Source organism: Pseudomonas sp. Leaf58 (assembly GCF_003627215.1).
Lineage (GTDB): Bacteria > Pseudomonadota > Gammaproteobacteria > Pseudomonadales > Pseudomonadaceae > Aquipseudomonas.
In genome coordinates, this window is sequence record NZ_CP032677.1 from 3552601 (window position 1) to 3567483 (window position 14883).

Genomic DNA, 14883 nt, shown 5'->3' on the forward strand with positions numbered 1-14883 from the left:
GATTTCCATTAGCCACGCCCGCTCACGCGGGCCAACGAAGAACTTTGAACAATGGCCACTATCCACGTAGACGGCAAAGCGCTCGAAGTCAACGGTGCAGACAACCTGTTACAGGCGTGTCTGTCACTCGGCCTCGACATCCCTTATTTCTGCTGGCACCCCGCGCTTGGTAGCGTTGGCGCTTGCCGGCAGTGCGCGGTCAAGCAGTACACCGACGAGAACGACACCCGTGGTCGTATCGTCATGTCCTGCATGACCCCCGCCTCCGACGGCACCTGGATCTCCATCGACGATGACGAGTCCAAGGCGTTCCGCGCCAGCGTCGTCGAATGGCTGATGACCAACCACCCGCACGACTGCCCGGTGTGCGAGGAAGGCGGTCACTGCCACCTGCAAGACATGACGGTAATGACCGGCCACAACGAGCGCCGCTACCGTTTCACCAAGCGTACCCACCAGAACCAGGACCTCGGCCCGTTCATCGCCCATGAGATGAACCGCTGCATCGCCTGTTACCGCTGCGTGCGCTACTACAAGGATTACGCCGGTGGTACCGACCTGGGCGTGTATGGCGCCCACGACAACGTGTACTTCGGCCGCGTTGAAGACGGTGTGCTGGAAAGCGAATTCTCCGGCAACCTGACCGAGGTCTGCCCGACCGGCGTGTTCACCGACAAAACCCACTCCGAGCGCTACAACCGCAAGTGGGACATGCAGTTCGCCCCGAGCATCTGCCACGGCTGCTCCAGTGGCTGCAACATCAGCCCGGGTGAACGCTACGGCGAACTGCGCCGAGTCGAAAACCGCTTCAACGGCTCGGTTAACCAGTACTTCCTGTGCGACCGCGGTCGCTTCGGCTACGGCTACGTCAACCGCAAGGATCGCCCACGCCAGCCACACCTGGCCGATGGCACCAAGCTGGGCCTGGACGCTGCCCTGGACAAGGCCGCCGACCTGCTGCGCGGCCGTACCATCGTCGGTATCGGCTCGCCACGCGCCAGCCTCGAAAGCAACTACGGCCTGCGTGAGCTGGTCGGCGCCGAGTACTTCTACTCGGGCATGGAGGCTGGCGAGCTGGCCCGCGTGCGCCTGGCCCTGAACGTGCTGAACAACAGCCCGCTGCCTGTACCAACCCTGCGTGACATCGAAGACCACGACGCTGTGTTCGTGCTCGGTGAAGACCTCACCCAAACCGCTGCCCGCGTTGCCCTGGCCGTGCGCCAAGCCACCAAAGGCAAGGCCGAGGCCATGGCCGAAGCGATGAAGGTGCAGCCGTGGCTCGACGCCGCCGTGAAGAACATCGGCCAGCACGCGCTGTACCCGCTGTTCATCGCTTCGCTGGCTGAAACCAAGCTGGACGACGTCGCCGAAGAGTGCGTACACGCCGCCCCAGCCGACCTGGCCCGCATCGGTTTCGCTGTGGCCCACGCCATCGACCCGAGCGCGCCTGCCGTCGCCGGCCTGGACGCCGACGCGCAAGCACTGGCCCAGCGCATCGCCGACGCCCTGGTCACTGCCAAGCGCCCACTGGTGGTCGCCGGCACCTCGCTGGCCGACCCGGCGCTGATCGAAGCCGCCGGCAACATCGCCAAGGCCCTGAAGCTGCGCGAGAAGAACGGCTCGCTGAGCCTGGTGGTGCCTGAAGCCAACAGCCTCGGCTTGGCCATGCTCGGTGGCGAGTCCGTCGATGCCGCGTTGGACGCTGTCATCGGCGGCAAGGCCGATGCCATCGTCGTGCTGGAAAACGACCTGTACGCCCGCGTACCGGCCGCTAAGGTCGACGCCGCCCTGGCTGCCGCCAAAGTAGTGATCGTTGCCGACCACTCCAAGACCGCTACCGTCGACCGCGCCCACCTGGTGCTGCCAGCCGCCTCGTTCGCCGAAGGCGACGGTACCCTGGTCAGCCAGGAAGGCCGTGCTCAGCGCTTCTTCCAGGTGTTCGACCCGCAGTACCTGGACAGCAGCATCCTGGTGCACGAAGGCTGGCGCTGGATGCACGCCCTGCGTGCCACCCTGCTGAACAAGCCGGTCGACTGGACCCAACTGGACCACGTCACCAGCGCCTGCGCCGAAGCCGCTCCGCAATTGGCCGGTATCGTCAATGCCGCACCAAGCGCCGCGTTCCGCATCAAGGGCATGAAACTGGCCCGCGAGCCGCTGCGCTATTCCGGCCGTACCGCCATGCGCGCCAACATCAGCGTGCACGAGCCACGTACCCCGCAAGACAAGGACACCGCGTTCGCCTTCTCCATGGAAGGCTACTCGGGTTCGGCTGAACCGCGCCAGCAGGTGCCGTTCGCCTGGTCGCCGGGCTGGAACTCGCCGCAAGCCTGGAACAAGTTCCAGGACGAGGTCGGTGGCCACCTGCGTGCCGGTGACCCGGGCGTACGCCTGATCGAATCGCAAGGCGACCGCCTGAACTGGTTCAACGCCATTCCGGCTGCCTTCAGCCCGGCCCGTGGCACCTGGACGGCGGTACCGTTCTTCCACCTGTTCGGCAGCGAAGAAAGCTCCTCGCGCGCCACCCCGGTGCAACAGCGCATACCGGCAGCCTACGTCGGCCTGGCCAAATCCGAGGCCGACCGCCTGGGCGTCAACGACGGTGCACTGCTTAGCCTGAACGTGGCTGGTGTGGCCCTGCGCTTGCCGCTGCGCATCAATGAACAACTGGGCGCTGGCCTGGTTGCGTTGCCGAAAGGCCTGGCCGGTATCCCACCTGCCATCTTCGGTGCATCCGTTGAAGGCCTGCAGGAGGCAGCACAATGAGCTGGTTCACCCCCGAAGTGATCGATGTGATCCTCACCGTGATCCGGGCCATCGTGGTCCTGCTCGCCGTGGTGGTCTGCGGCGCCCTGCTCAGCTTTGTCGAGCGCCGCCTGCTGGGCTGGTGGCAGGACCGTTACGGTCCTAACCGCGTTGGCCCGTTCGGCATGTTCCAGATCGCAGCCGACATGCTGAAGATGTTCTTCAAGGAAGACTGGAACCCACCCTTCGTCGACCGCATGATCTTCACCCTGGCGCCAGTCGTGGCCATGAGTGCCCTGCTGATCGCCTTCTGCGTGATTCCGATCACGCCGTTGTGGGGCGTTGCCGACCTGAACATCGGCCTGCTGTTCTTCTTCGCCATGGCCGGCCTGTCGGTTTACGCAGTGCTGTTCGCCGGCTGGTCGTCGAACAACAAGTACGCCCTGTTGGGCAGCTTGCGCGCTTCGGCACAGACCGTGTCGTACGAAGTGTTCCTGGGCCTGGCGCTGATGGGCGTGGTAGTGCAGGTGGGTTCGTTCAACATGCGCGACATCGTTGAATACCAGGCCCAGAACCTGTGGTTCATCATTCCGCAGTTCTTCGGCTTCTGCACCTTCTTCATTGCTGGCGTCGCCGTGACTCACCGTCACCCGTTCGACCAGCCAGAAGCAGAACAGGAACTGGCCGACGGCTACCACATCGAGTATGCCGGCATGAAATGGGGCATGTTCTTCGTCGGTGAGTACATCGGCATCATCCTCATCTCGGCGCTGCTGGTAACCCTGTTCTTCGGCGGCTGGCACGGCCCGTTCGGCGTCCTGCCGCAGGTACCGTTCCTGTGGTTCGCGCTGAAGACCGCGTTCTTCATCATGCTGTTCATCCTGCTGCGTGCGTCGATCCCGCGCCCGCGCTATGACCAGGTGATGGACTTCAGCTGGAAGTTCTGCCTGCCGCTGACCCTGATCAATTTGCTGGTGACCGCTGCGGTTGTGCTCTACAACACGCCAGCCGTCGCGGCCCAGTGAGGATTTGACCCATGTTCAAGTATATCGGCGACATCGTTAAGGGCACCGGCACCCAGCTGCGCAGCCTGGCAATGGTGTTTTCCCACGGGTTCCGCAAGCGCGACACCCTGCAGTACCCCGAAGAGGCTGTGTACCTGCCGCCGCGCTACCGCGGCCGCATCGTCCTCACCCGCGACCCCGATGGCGAGGAACGCTGTGTAGCGTGCAACCTCTGCGCGGTGGCCTGCCCAGTCGGCTGCATCTCGCTGCAGAAGGCCGAAACCGAGGATGGTCGTTGGTACCCGGAATTCTTCCGCATCAACTTCTCGCGCTGCATCTTCTGTGGCCTGTGTGAAGAAGCGTGCCCGACCACCGCGATCCAGCTGACTCCGGATTTCGAAATGGCCGAGTTCAAGCGTCAGGACCTGGTGTACGAGAAAGAAGATCTGCTGATCTCCGGCCCCGGCAAGAACCCTGACTACAACTTCTACCGTGTTGCGGGTATGGCGATCGCTGGCAAGCCGAAAGGCTCCGCCCAGAACGAAGCCGAGCCGATCAACGTGAAGAGCTTGCTCCCTTAAGGACAGAAAGATGGAATTCGCTTTCTATTTCGCATCCGGGATCGCCGTGGTCTCCACCCTTCGGGTGGTGACCGGGACCAACCCCGTGCACGCCTTGCTTTACCTGATCATTTCGCTGATTTCCGTGGCCATGATCTTCTTCGCCCTGGGTGCGCCGTTCGCCGGCGCCCTGGAAGTAATCGCCTACGCCGGCGCCATCATGGTGCTGTTCGTGTTCGTGGTCATGATGCTCAACCTGGGGCCGGCTTCGGTCGCCCAGGAACGCGGCTGGCTCAAGCCCGGCATCTGGGCCGGGCCGGTAATCCTCGGCGCCCTGCTGTTGGCTGAGCTGCTGTATGTGCTGTTCGTCACCCCGAGCGGCGCTGGCATCAGCGGTACCACCGTGGGCCCGAAAGCAGTAGGTATCAGCCTGTTCGGCCCGTACCTGCTGGTGGTCGAACTGGCTTCGATGCTGCTGCTCGCTGCAGCCGTCACCGCCTTCCACCTGGGCCGCAACGAGGCGAAGGAGTAAATCATGGGTGCTATCCCTCTCGAGCATGGTCTGGCGGTCGCCGGTATCCTGTTCTGCTTAGGTCTGGTTGGCCTGATGGTCCGCCGCAACATCCTCTTCGTGCTCATGAGCCTGGAAGTCATGATGAACGCCTCTGCCCTGGCGTTCGTCGTCGCCGGTGCCCGTTGGGTCCAACCCGACGGCCAGGTGATGTTCATTCTGGTGATCAGCTTGGCAGCTGCCGAGGCCAGTATTGGCCTGGCCATCCTGCTGCAGCTGTATCGCCGCTTCCACACTCTCGACATCGATGCTGCCAGTGAGATGCGCGGATGAACCTTATCTTCCTGACTTTCGTCTTCCCCCTCATCGGCTTCCTGCTGCTGTCGTTCTCGCGGGGGCGGTTTTCGGAGAACCTGTCCGCGCTGATCGGCGTCGGTTCGGTCGGCCTCTCGGCGGCCGTGGCCGCCTACGTCATTTGGCAGTTCAACGTCGCCCCACCTGAGGGCGGCGCTTACAGCCAGCTGCTGTGGCAGTGGATGTCGGTGGACGGCTTTGCGCCCAACTTCACCCTGTATGTCGACGGCCTGTCCGTCACCATGCTGGGCGTAGTCACTGGCGTGGGCTTCTTGATCCACCTGTTCGCGTCCTGGTACATGCGTGGCGAAGCCGGCTACTCGCGCTTCTTCTCGTACACCAACCTGTTCATCGCCAGCATGCTGTTCCTGGTGCTCGGCGATAACCTGCTGTTCATCTACTTCGGCTGGGAAGGTGTGGGCCTGTGCTCGTACCTGTTGATCGGTTTCTACTACAGCAACCGCAACAACGGTAACGCCGCACTCAAGGCGTTCATCGTCACCCGCATCGGCGACGTGTTCATGGCCATCGGCCTGTTCATCCTGTTCGCCCAGCTGGGCACCCTGAACGTGCAAGAGCTGCTGGTGCTGGCACCGCAGAAGTTCCAGGCTGGCGACACCTGGATGGTACTGGCAACGCTGATGCTGCTGGGTGGTGCGGTCGGTAAATCGGCCCAGCTGCCGCTGCAAACCTGGCTGGCCGACGCAATGGCGGGCCCAACCCCGGTTTCGGCACTGATCCACGCGGCGACCATGGTAACCGCGGGCGTGTACCTGATCGCCCGTACCAACGGCCTGTTCCTGCTGGCGCCGGACATCCTGCACCTGGTGGGCGTGGTCGGTGGCGTGACGCTGGTACTGGCCGGCTTTGCCGCGCTGGTACAGACCGACATCAAGCGTATCCTCGCCTACTCGACCATGAGCCAGATCGGCTACATGTTCCTGGCCCTGGGCGTTGGCGCCTGGGACGCGGCGATCTTCCACCTGATGACCCACGCCTTCTTCAAGGCCCTGCTGTTCCTTGCTTCCGGTGCGGTGATCGTTGCCTGCCACCACGAGCAGAACATCTTCAAGATGGGCGGCCTGTGGAAGAAGCTACCACTGGCCTATGCCAGCTTCGTGGTCGGTGGCGCGGCCCTGGCTGCCCTGCCGATCGTGACCGTGGGCTTCTATTCCAAGGACGAGATCCTCTGGGAAGCCTTCGCCAGCGGCAACACTGGCCTGCTGTATGCCGGCCTGGTTGGCGCGTTCATGACCTCGCTGTACACCTTCCGCCTGATCTTCATCGCCTTCCACGGCGAAGCCAAGACCGAAGCTCACGCCGGCCACGGCATCAGCCACTGGCTGCCGCTGGGCGTGCTGATCGTGCTGTCGACCTTCGTCGGCGCCTGGATCACCCCGCCGCTGGCAGGCGTGCTGCCTGAAAGCGCCGGCCACGCCGGTGGCGAAGCCAAGCATGCGCTGGAGATCACCTCGGGTGCCATCGCCATCGCCGGTATCCTGCTGTCGGCCCTGCTGTTCCTGGGCAAACGCCGCTTCGTCAGCGCCGTGGCCAACAGCGGCATCGGTCGTGTCCTGTCGGCCTGGTGGTTCGCTGCCTGGGGCTTCGACTGGATCTACGACAAGCTTTTCGTCAAACCGTACCTGCTGATCAGCCACATCCTGCGCAAGGACCCGGTTGACCGCACCATTGGCCTGATTCCTCGGATGGCGCGTGGCGGCCACGTCGCCATGAGCAAGACCGAGACTGGCCAACTGCGCTGGTACACCGCCTCTATCGCCGTTGGTGCCGTGCTGGTGCTCGGTGCCGTGGTAGTGGCTGCGGTATGACTATGAATCTTGCGACTTTGCCAAAGGAAACCAACCCGTCATGATTTTGCCTTGGCTGATCCTGATCCCCTTCATCGGCGGCTTCCTGTGCTGGCTGGGTGAGCGCTTCGGCGCCACCCTGCCGCGCTGGATCGCGCTGCTGACCATGTCCCTGCTGCTCGGCATTGGCCTGTGGCTGTGGGCTAACGGCGACTACACCCTCGCCCCTGCTCCTGGCGCCGAACCAGCCTGGGCCCTGGAATACAAAATCCAGTGGATCCAGCGCTTCGGCATCAGTATCCACCTGGCCCTCGACGGCCTGTCGCTGCTGATGATCCTGCTCACCGGCCTGCTCGGTGTGCTGTCGGTACTGTGCTCCTGGAAAGAGATCCAGCGCCACGTCGGCTTCTTCCACCTCAACCTGATGTGGATCCTTGGCGGCGTGGTCGGTGTGTTCCTGGCCTTGGACCTGTTCCTGTTCTTCTTCTTCTGGGAAATGATGCTGGTGCCGATGTACTTCCTCATCGCGCTCTGGGGTCACAGCTCGTCAGACGGCAAGAAGACCCGGATTTACGCGGCGACCAAGTTCTTCATCTTCACCCAGGCCAGCGGCCTGATCATGCTGGTGGCGATCCTCGGCCTGGTACTGGTCAACTACAACACTACCGGCGTGCTCACCTTCAACTACAGTGACCTGCTCAAGGCCGAACTGCCGGCTGGCGTCGAGTACGTGCTGATGCTGGGCTTCTTCATCGCCTTCGCGGTGAAACTGCCGGTGGTGCCGTTCCACTCCTGGCTGCCTGATGCTCACGCCCAGGCACCGACCGCAGGTTCCGTGGACCTGGCGGGCATCTTGCTGAAGACCGCGGCCTATGGCCTGCTGCGCTTCGCCCTGCCACTGTTCCCGAATGCCTCGGCCGAGTTTGCGCCAATCGCCATGACCCTGGGCCTGATCGGTATCTTCTACGGTGCCTTCCTGGCCTTCGCGCAAACCGACATCAAGCGTCTGGTCGCCTTCTCCAGCGTCTCGCACATGGGCTTCGTGCTGATCGGTATCTACTCCGGCAGCCAGCAAGCCCTGCAAGGCGCGGTGATCCAGATGCTGGCCCACGGCTTGTCGGCTGCCGCGCTGTTCATCCTGGCCGGCCAACTGTACGAGCGCCTGCACACCCGTGACATGCGTGAAATGGGTGGCCTGTGGCACCGCATCGCCTACCTGCCGGCCATCAGCCTGTTCTTCGCAGCGGCATCGCTGGGCCTGCCAGGCACCGGTAACTTCGTCGGCGAGTTCCTGATCCTGATCGGCAGCTTCGTGCATGTACCGTGGGTCACCGTAATTGCCACCACCGGCCTGGTGTTCGGTTCGGTCTACTCGCTGATCATGATCCACCGCGCCTACTTCGGCCCGGCCAAGACCGACACCGTACTGGCCGGCATGGACACTCGCGAGCTGGTCATGGTGCTGGGCCTGGCGGTACTGCTGATCCTGCTGGGCGTGTATCCGCAGCCATTCCTCGACACCTCTGCCGCCACCATGAGTGGTGTGCAGCAGTGGCTCGGTTCCGCTTTCACTCAACTCGCTTCGGCCCGGTAAGAGCGCTATGGAATTCACCACTCAACACTTCATCGCATTGGCGCCGATGCTGATCACCACCATCACCACGGTGGTGGTGATGCTGGCGATCGCCTGGAAGCGCAACCACTCGCAGACCTTCCTGCTGTCCACCGTGGGCCTGAACCTGGCCCTGCTGTCGATCCTGCCGGCACTGAAGGTCGCGCCGCTGGCGGTCACTTCGCTGATCACCATCGACAAGTTCGCCTGCCTGTACATGGCGATCATCCTGGTGGCGACGCTGGCCTGCGTCACCCTCGCCCACGCCTACCTTGGCGAAGGTGCCAAAGGCTTCCCGGGCAACCGTGAAGAACTGTACCTGCTGCTGCTGATGTCGGCCCTCGGTGGCCTGGTGCTGGTCAGCGCCAACCACCTGGCCGGCCTGTTCATCGGCCTGGAGCTGCTGTCGGTGCCGGTCTACGGCCTGGTAGCGTATGCCTTCTTCAACAAGCGTTCGCTGGAAGCCGGCATCAAGTACATGGTGCTGTCGGCCGCGGGTTCGGCCTTCCTGCTGTTCGGCATGGCTTTGCTGTATGCCGACGCCGGCAGCCTGAGCTTCGACCAAATCGGCAAGGCCCTGGCCACCACCAGCATGCCAAGCCTGCTGGCGCAACTGGGCCTGGGCATGATGCTGGTTGGCCTGGCCTTCAAACTGTCGCTGGTACCTTTCCACCTGTGGACACCAGACGTGTACGAAGGCGCCCCGGCGCCGGTCGCCGCGTTCCTGGCTACCGCCAGCAAAGTCGCGGTGTTCGCCGTGGTTGTGCGCCTGTTCATGCTCTCCCCTGCTGCCAGCAGCGGCGTGCTGAGCACCGTCCTGGCAGTGATTGCCGTGGCCTCGATCCTGATCGGCAACCTGCTGGCGCTGACCCAGAGCAACCTCAAGCGCCTGCTCGGTTACTCGTCCATCGCCCACTTCGGCTACCTGGTCATTGCCCTGGTCGCCAGCAAGGGCCTGGCCCTGGAAGCCATGGGCGTGTACCTGGTCACCTACGTGATCACCAGCCTGGGCGCCTTCGGTGTCATCACCCTGATGTCCTCGCCGTACGGCGGCCGTGACGCCGATGCGCTGTACGAGTACCGCGGCCTGTTCTGGCGCCGTCCGTACCTGACCGCGGTACTGACCGTGATGATGCTGTCGCTGGCGGGTATCCCGCTGACTGCTGGCTTCATCGGCAAGTTCTACATCATCGCCACCGGCGTCGAGTCGCACCTGTGGTGGCTGGTCGGCGCCTTGGTAATCGGTAGCGCCATCGGCGTGTACTACTACCTGCGTGTCATGGTCACCCTGTACCTGGTCGAGCCGAACCTGCGTCGCCACGACGCCCCGCTGAAGTGGGAACAGCGCACCGGCGGCGTCATGCTGCTGGCCATCGCGATTCTCGCCTTCGTGCTCGGCGTTTACCCGCAACCGCTGCTGGAAATGGTCCAGCAAGCGGGCCTGCAACTGATCGGCTGATTGCACCGGCAAAACAAGACACCCCGCTTATGCGGGGTGTTTTTTTATCTGCGCGTTTTTTTATCTGCACGTTCTTTTATCTGCATCCAATCGCACCTCATTCCTCAGAGGTACCCTGGGCAGCCGCCGGCAGCGCCGCCCTACGTAAATCACCATTGGCCGACGGCAAGTACACCTCCGGGTTAGGCATTCCGCTGGGGGAAAGTTCATGAGTCATTTCGAACTCGGCACGCACTGACCAGCCACACGCCTCGTTGGTGCATTGCAAATAGGCGATGCGCAGGAAAATATGGCGCCCTTCACTGGTGCGTATACGCATTCGGCTTTGGCAATGGGGGCAAACAAGCTTGTAAGTACTCACGGCAAGTACCTGCAAGCATGGTTCAGGCGGCCTCTCTGCAAGAATGGTCGCCTAGTTTTGTCAGTATTGACTACACAGGTAGGTGTATTCTTCCGTTTGATGCTTCTCATTGCAAAAATGCTCCTTGAAACGCAGGGCTGTATTCATAGCGAGTAGTTTAAGCCCATGGAATATCATTAAACCAGTCATGGATATTTGTTATGAGTACCCACGTCCTTGCTTCGGTGCTGGCCCGGCTGAAGCTTTTGACCGCTACGGAATCTGACGCCGAGCTTGCTCGCGCGCTGTCGATCAGCCCGCAAACACTGAGCAGCTGGAAGGTACGCGACAGCATTCCATATTCACTTTGCGTAGACGTAGCCAGGCAATACGCCTGCTCGCTGGACTGGCTATTGCTGGGCAGCTCCCAACAACATCGCACCTGCCAGGACGAGGAAGCCTGGGAACGCGACACACTCGAGCGCCTGCGCACGTTGTCGCTGCCTGACCGTCAAACCGTTTTGCTGCTAATTCAGGACAAGCAGCGGATCCAGCAGCTGGAACAGCAACTGCGTAGGCTGGCCCACCACCTACCCGATGTCGCCAAGGGCTAACCGCGGCGGCGCCAGCGTTGGATGAGTTCGCGCGGGTCCAGCGTATCCAGCCAGACCATGACCTTGAGGCTGATGGGGATCACGACCACGGCGGCCACGAATGCCGCCATGCCACGGGTCAGCATGGGCGCCAGTGACGAAACCAGAGGCTCGAACAGGTGGCCCACGCCCATGGTCACGAACACGAGCAACAGTTTCTTGCCCAGCTTCAGGCGCCTGGCCGTATTGGTAATCAAACGGTCGCGCGCCGCGCTTACCAGCAACGCCCCCAACAGCGCCGCGAATAGCACACTGCCATCCGCCCCCAGCAACACCACTAGCGCTGCAAACAGCGCGTCGAAAAAGGATGCTTCAGGCATGGTTGCGCCCTCGACGTGCAGCGGGCAAGTAAGCAGCCGAGCCCAAGTTGTACATGACCGCAGCCTCGACAAAGCGTAGGTAGCACACACGCAAGGCACGCCCATGGTCGTGCCCGGCCACATCTTCGAGGCGCTTGTAGCCCCGCTCTCGAAATACCGCTCGCCAGCGTGCAAATTCGCGTGCCGCAGCGATGGCCGCGCAGCGTGCGGCCACTTCCAGTGCAGCTTCGCTCACAATCGGCTGCAGGTTCAGCCGCTCGCGTAGCTGGGCCAGGTCCACCCGTGGCCAAAATGGGTCATGGCTGTCGGCAAAACGCGGTAACAGAGGATCGTTGCTCATGCGTCAGCTCCCTCACTGCTCAGCCAGCATGCCGTAGCGAATGGCCTTGATCACCGCCGCCACCCGGGTGGGCACATCGAACTTGCGCAGGATGTTGGACACATGAAAGTTCACCGTCGATTCCTTGCACGCCAGGATCTGGCCAATCTCCCATGAGCTTTTGCCATAGGCGCACCACAACAGTACTTGCTGTTCACGAGGCGTCAGGCGAACCGGAATATCCGCCATGGGTTGCTGCGACAGTCGTGTGTTGTCAATCATGTTTGAACTCCACGGGTGATTGAGAGAGGCATCGCTGCCGATCTGCAGTCACCTTACGGAGCACCTGCCACCCCGCTCCACCACCGCGGCCTGTAAAGAACTTTCATACAAAGCCGTCTGACGAAGACAGCACGAAATTAGCTGACTTTCTGCGTGCTCCAAGCGCCGTTTCGCTCGTCTCACCGCCGTTGTCCATTCGTCTTTCGCCTGGAGTCGTACAATGCGTTGCGCTTTACCCCTATCGCCCTGCCTTGGCCTGCTGGCTGCTTTCGGCGCCACCCAGCCCGTTTTGGCGGCAGCTTCGGTCGAATTGGGCCAGGTGTTGATCACCGACGCAGAGCAGAACGACCTGACGGCGGCCAGCGAACGCCTGCGCGAAGTGCCAGGTGCCAGCAACCTGGTGGACATGCAGCGCGTGGGGCAAGGCCGGGTGGCCAGCAACCAGGACGTGCTGGCCTACCAGCCCGGGGTGTTCGCCCAGTCGGCGGGCAACGATGGCATCAAGCTGTCGATCCGCGGCTCGGGCATCAACCGCGCGCCCGGCGCCCACGGCTCCGGGGTGTATACGATGTTCGACGGCCTGCCCCTGACCGGGCCGGGTGGCACACCCTACGAACTGTTCGAGCCGCTGTGGCTGAGCCGTGCCGAAGTACTGCGCGGCGCCAATGGCTTCGACCAAGGCGCACTGGCCCTGGGTGGGGCGATCAACTACGTCACCCACACCGGCTACGACGCCGCGCCGCTGCAGGTGCGCTACGAAGTCGGCAGCCGCGGCTACCAGCACCGGCACGTCAGCTCGGGGCAGGTGCTGGGCAACCTCGACTACTATGTGGCCCTGACCGATGCGGAATATGACGGCTACCAGGCGCACAGCAGCGGCAGCGCGAAGGGCATTGCCGCCAACGTCGGCTACCGTTTCAACCCGAACCTGGAAACCCGCTTCTACTTGCGCTACCGCGAAACCGAGAACGAACTGGCCGGGCGCCTGACCAAGGAGCAGATCAAGCACCACCCGCGTGCAGCCAACCCGGCTTACCTGGCCCGCGACGACAGCCGCCCGCAACCGGGCAGCACCTGGGTGGGTAACAAGACCACCTTCTACCTCGACGACGATGCGCGCCTGGAAGCCGGCCTGGTCTATCACGACTACCCGATGGACCTGCGCGAAGGCCCTATGCGCCTGAAGGTGGCCTATACCGATGTCAGCGGCACGCTGAACTACTTGCGCCGCGACACCCTGTTCGGCCACGAGAGCAAGACCACCCTCGGCTGGCGTACCACCAAACACCTGCCCAACAGCGGCGCTTCGCAGTTCGCCCGCAATGGCGACGTGTTCGGTGCACGCAGCCGTGACTTCACCTACCAGGGGTCGGACACGGTGCTGCATTTCGGCAATGACCTGGAGCTGCTCCCTGACCTGTGGCTGACCACCGGCCTGGCGATGATTTATACCCGCCGCGAAAGTGATGTGACTTACCACCCTGCTGGGGGCGGCAAAGTCAGCCAGCATGACTGGGACTATGCACCACGCCTGGGGTTGCGCTATGACATCCGCCCGGACCTGCAGGTGTACGGCAACCTGAGCCGCTCGGTCGAACCGCCCCACCCCTGGGCACTGATCTGGAGCGCGCCAACTGCCAACCAACCGATCGAAATGCAAAACCAGACAGCCACAACGCTGGAGCTGGGCACGCGCGGCGAATCGGCCCTGGGCCGCTGGGACCTGGCATGGTACTACTCGCAAGTTCGTCATGAGTTGCTGGCGGTGGAAATCGTGCAAGGTGCTCCGGCCAAGGAGTTCAACGCCAGCGCCACCGTGCACCAGGGCGTCGAAGCCGGCCTCGACAGCACCCTGTGGGAGCGCGCCGGCAGCGGCAAGCTGAGCCTGCGCCAGGCCTACACCTTCAGTGACTTCCACTACCGTGATGACGATCAGTTCGGCGACAACCGCCTGCCCGGCATCCCCATGCACTACTACCAGGCCGAGCTGCGCTACGACTGGCCGAACGGCTTGTATGCCGGCGTCAATACACAGATGGCGTCGAAGGTGCAGGTCGACTATGCCAACAGCTACCACGCCGATGAGTATGCCTTGCTCGGCGCCCGCATTGGCTGGAATTCACCGAAACAGGACTGGCAAACCTGGCTGGACCTGCGCAACTTGACCAACAAGCGTTACGCGGCAACGGTAACGCCGGGCTACAACGATGCCGGCGACGATAATGCCCGCTCGACGCCGGGCGAAGGGTTTGCCGTATATACCGGCGTTTCCTACAGCTTCCGCTAAACCGCTGGGGCCGCTGCACGGCCCCAATGAAGACTGACACCGAATGGACAGGCCTCAAACCGCCCTGTTCAACTTCACCCAAGAAGCGAACTTGTCGACAAATGCCTGCAAAAACGGCCGGGTCTTGTCGTTGAGCTTGCCCGATTCCTCGAACAGGCTAGCCGCACCGCCAATGTAGGCCTCGGGCATCTGCATGCACGGCATGTCCAGGAACACCAGCGACTGACGCACGGCATGGTTGGCACCAAAGCCGCCAATCGCCCCCGGCGATACACTCACCACCGCTGTCGGCTTGCCGCTCCAGGCACTTTGCCCATAAGGCCGCGACCCCACATCGATCGCATTCTTCAAGCACCCCGGCACCGAACGGTTGTATTCCGGGGTAACGAACAGCACCGCATCACTGCGGCGGATGTCCTCGCGAAAACGCTTCCAGGCCTCTGGCACTCCTTCGGCCTCGACGTCTTCGTTATACAACGGCAAATCGCCAATCTCGACGACCTTCAGCGCAAGGCTGGACGGCGCCAGCTCCGAAAGCGCGCGGGCGACCTTGCGGTTGTAGGACTCTTTGCGCAAGCTGCCGACGACAACCGCAACTGAATACACCTGGCTCATGGCAATTTCCAACC

Annotated in this window: 15 protein-coding genes; 10 read left to right on the forward strand and 5 right to left on the reverse strand. The window is 62.7% G+C overall.

Features of this window, described 5'->3' with window-relative positions:
• The first annotated feature begins 51 nt into the window (after positions 1-51).
• From nuoG to nuoN, 8 genes are read left to right on the forward strand one after another with little or no spacing between them, the layout of a single operon-like run.
• Positions 52-2766, forward strand: coding sequence for an NADH-quinone oxidoreductase subunit NuoG (gene nuoG, locus DV532_RS16565; protein WP_056803305.1), 2715 nt, complete (start codon positions 52-54; stop codon positions 2764-2766).
• A complete protein-coding gene (gene nuoH / locus DV532_RS16570) occupies positions 2763-3770 on the forward strand; it encodes an NADH-quinone oxidoreductase subunit NuoH (protein ID WP_056803307.1) in 1008 nt (335 codons plus the stop codon). The genes nuoG and nuoH overlap by 4 nt, the downstream gene beginning before the upstream one ends.
• Before the next feature lie 11 nt (positions 3771-3781).
• Positions 3782-4330, forward strand: coding sequence for an NADH-quinone oxidoreductase subunit NuoI (nuoI, locus tag DV532_RS16575; RefSeq protein WP_027592814.1), 549 nt, complete (start codon positions 3782-3784; stop codon positions 4328-4330).
• Positions 4331-4340: 10 nt separating this feature from the next.
• Complete coding sequence (gene nuoJ, locus DV532_RS16580) at positions 4341-4841, forward strand: NADH-quinone oxidoreductase subunit J (RefSeq protein ID WP_019438098.1); 501 nt, start codon at positions 4341-4343, stop codon at positions 4839-4841.
• 3 nt (positions 4842-4844) lie between these two features.
• Positions 4845-5153, forward strand: coding sequence for an NADH-quinone oxidoreductase subunit NuoK (gene nuoK / locus DV532_RS16585; protein WP_003251446.1), 309 nt, complete (start codon positions 4845-4847; stop codon positions 5151-5153).
• Positions 5150-7003 (forward strand): NADH-quinone oxidoreductase subunit L, encoded by a 1854-nt coding sequence (nuoL, locus tag DV532_RS16590; protein ID WP_056803310.1) that lies wholly within the window; start codon positions 5150-5152, stop codon positions 7001-7003. Before nuoK ends, nuoL begins: the two co-directional genes overlap by 4 nt.
• A gap of 40 nt (positions 7004-7043) precedes the next feature.
• Complete coding sequence (gene nuoM / locus DV532_RS16595; RefSeq protein WP_056803313.1) at positions 7044-8576, forward strand: NADH-quinone oxidoreductase subunit M; 1533 nt, start codon at positions 7044-7046, stop codon at positions 8574-8576.
• Positions 8577-8583: 7 nt separating this feature from the next.
• Complete coding sequence (gene nuoN / locus DV532_RS16600; RefSeq protein WP_056803316.1) at positions 8584-10053, forward strand: NADH-quinone oxidoreductase subunit NuoN; 1470 nt, start codon at positions 8584-8586, stop codon at positions 10051-10053.
• 97 nt (positions 10054-10150) lie between these two features.
• Here the strand turns inward: nuoN and DV532_RS16605 are convergent, their stop codons facing one another.
• The gene (locus tag DV532_RS16605) at positions 10151-10414 is read right to left on the reverse strand and encodes an ogr/Delta-like zinc finger family protein (protein ID WP_082477057.1); all 264 of its coding nucleotides are present in this window, start codon (positions 10412-10414) and stop codon (positions 10151-10153) included.
• 200 nt (positions 10415-10614) lie between these two features.
• On the opposite strand from DV532_RS16605, the gene DV532_RS16610 reads away from it, so the two are divergent.
• Positions 10615-11007 (forward strand): helix-turn-helix domain-containing protein, encoded by a 393-nt coding sequence (locus DV532_RS16610; protein WP_056803326.1) that lies wholly within the window; start codon positions 10615-10617, stop codon positions 11005-11007.
• Here DV532_RS16610 and DV532_RS16615 read toward each other — a convergent pair.
• From DV532_RS16615 to DV532_RS16625, 3 genes are read right to left on the reverse strand one after another with little or no spacing between them, the layout of a single operon-like run.
• A complete protein-coding gene (locus DV532_RS16615) occupies positions 11004-11366 on the reverse strand; it encodes a hypothetical protein (RefSeq protein WP_056803329.1) in 363 nt (120 codons plus the stop codon). The two genes, DV532_RS16610 and DV532_RS16615, sit on opposite strands and share 4 nt — an antisense overlap.
• Entirely contained in the window at positions 11359-11706 is a 348-nt protein-coding gene (locus DV532_RS16620) for a head completion/stabilization protein (protein ID WP_056803330.1), read from the reverse strand. Before DV532_RS16620 ends, DV532_RS16615 begins: the two co-directional genes overlap by 8 nt.
• A 12-nt stretch (positions 11707-11718) precedes the next feature.
• Entirely contained in the window at positions 11719-11967 is a 249-nt protein-coding gene (locus DV532_RS16625) for a response regulator transcription factor (RefSeq protein ID WP_056803333.1), read from the reverse strand.
• Between the two features lie 220 nt (positions 11968-12187).
• On the opposite strand from DV532_RS16625, the gene DV532_RS16630 reads away from it, so the two are divergent.
• Positions 12188-14254, forward strand: coding sequence for a TonB-dependent receptor domain-containing protein (locus DV532_RS16630; protein ID WP_056803336.1), 2067 nt, complete (start codon positions 12188-12190; stop codon positions 14252-14254).
• A 54-nt stretch (positions 14255-14308) separates the two neighbouring features.
• Here the strand turns inward: DV532_RS16630 and chrR are convergent, their stop codons facing one another.
• Complete coding sequence (chrR, locus tag DV532_RS16635) at positions 14309-14869, reverse strand: class I chromate reductase ChrR (protein WP_056803339.1); 561 nt, start codon at positions 14867-14869, stop codon at positions 14309-14311.
• Positions 14870-14883: the final 14 nt, after the last annotated feature.

Coding starts and splice junctions, on each gene's coding strand:
- nuoG (WP_056803305.1), top strand. CDS start 52: ATGGCCACTATCCACGTAGACGGCAAAGCGCTCGAAGTCAACGGTGCA.
- nuoH (WP_056803307.1), top strand. CDS start 2,763: ATGAGCTGGTTCACCCCCGAAGTGATCGATGTGATCCTCACCGTGATC.
- nuoI (WP_027592814.1), top strand. CDS start 3,782: ATGTTCAAGTATATCGGCGACATCGTTAAGGGCACCGGCACCCAGCTG.
- nuoJ (WP_019438098.1), top strand. CDS start 4,341: ATGGAATTCGCTTTCTATTTCGCATCCGGGATCGCCGTGGTCTCCACC.
- nuoK (WP_003251446.1), top strand. CDS start 4,845: ATGGGTGCTATCCCTCTCGAGCATGGTCTGGCGGTCGCCGGTATCCTG.
- nuoL (WP_056803310.1), top strand. CDS start 5,150: ATGAACCTTATCTTCCTGACTTTCGTCTTCCCCCTCATCGGCTTCCTG.
- nuoM (WP_056803313.1), top strand. CDS start 7,044: ATGATTTTGCCTTGGCTGATCCTGATCCCCTTCATCGGCGGCTTCCTG.
- nuoN (WP_056803316.1), top strand. CDS start 8,584: ATGGAATTCACCACTCAACACTTCATCGCATTGGCGCCGATGCTGATC.
- DV532_RS16610 (WP_056803326.1), top strand. CDS start 10,615: ATGAGTACCCACGTCCTTGCTTCGGTGCTGGCCCGGCTGAAGCTTTTG.
- DV532_RS16615 (WP_056803329.1), bottom strand. CDS start 11,366: ATGCCTGAAGCATCCTTTTTCGACGCGCTGTTTGCAGCGCTAGTGGTG.
- DV532_RS16620 (WP_056803330.1), bottom strand. CDS start 11,706: ATGAGCAACGATCCTCTGTTACCGCGTTTTGCCGACAGCCATGACCCA.
- DV532_RS16625 (WP_056803333.1), bottom strand. CDS start 11,967: ATGATTGACAACACACGACTGTCGCAGCAACCCATGGCGGATATTCCG.
- DV532_RS16630 (WP_056803336.1), top strand. CDS start 12,188: ATGCGTTGCGCTTTACCCCTATCGCCCTGCCTTGGCCTGCTGGCTGCT.
- chrR (WP_056803339.1), bottom strand. CDS start 14,869: ATGAGCCAGGTGTATTCAGTTGCGGTTGTCGTCGGCAGCTTGCGCAAA.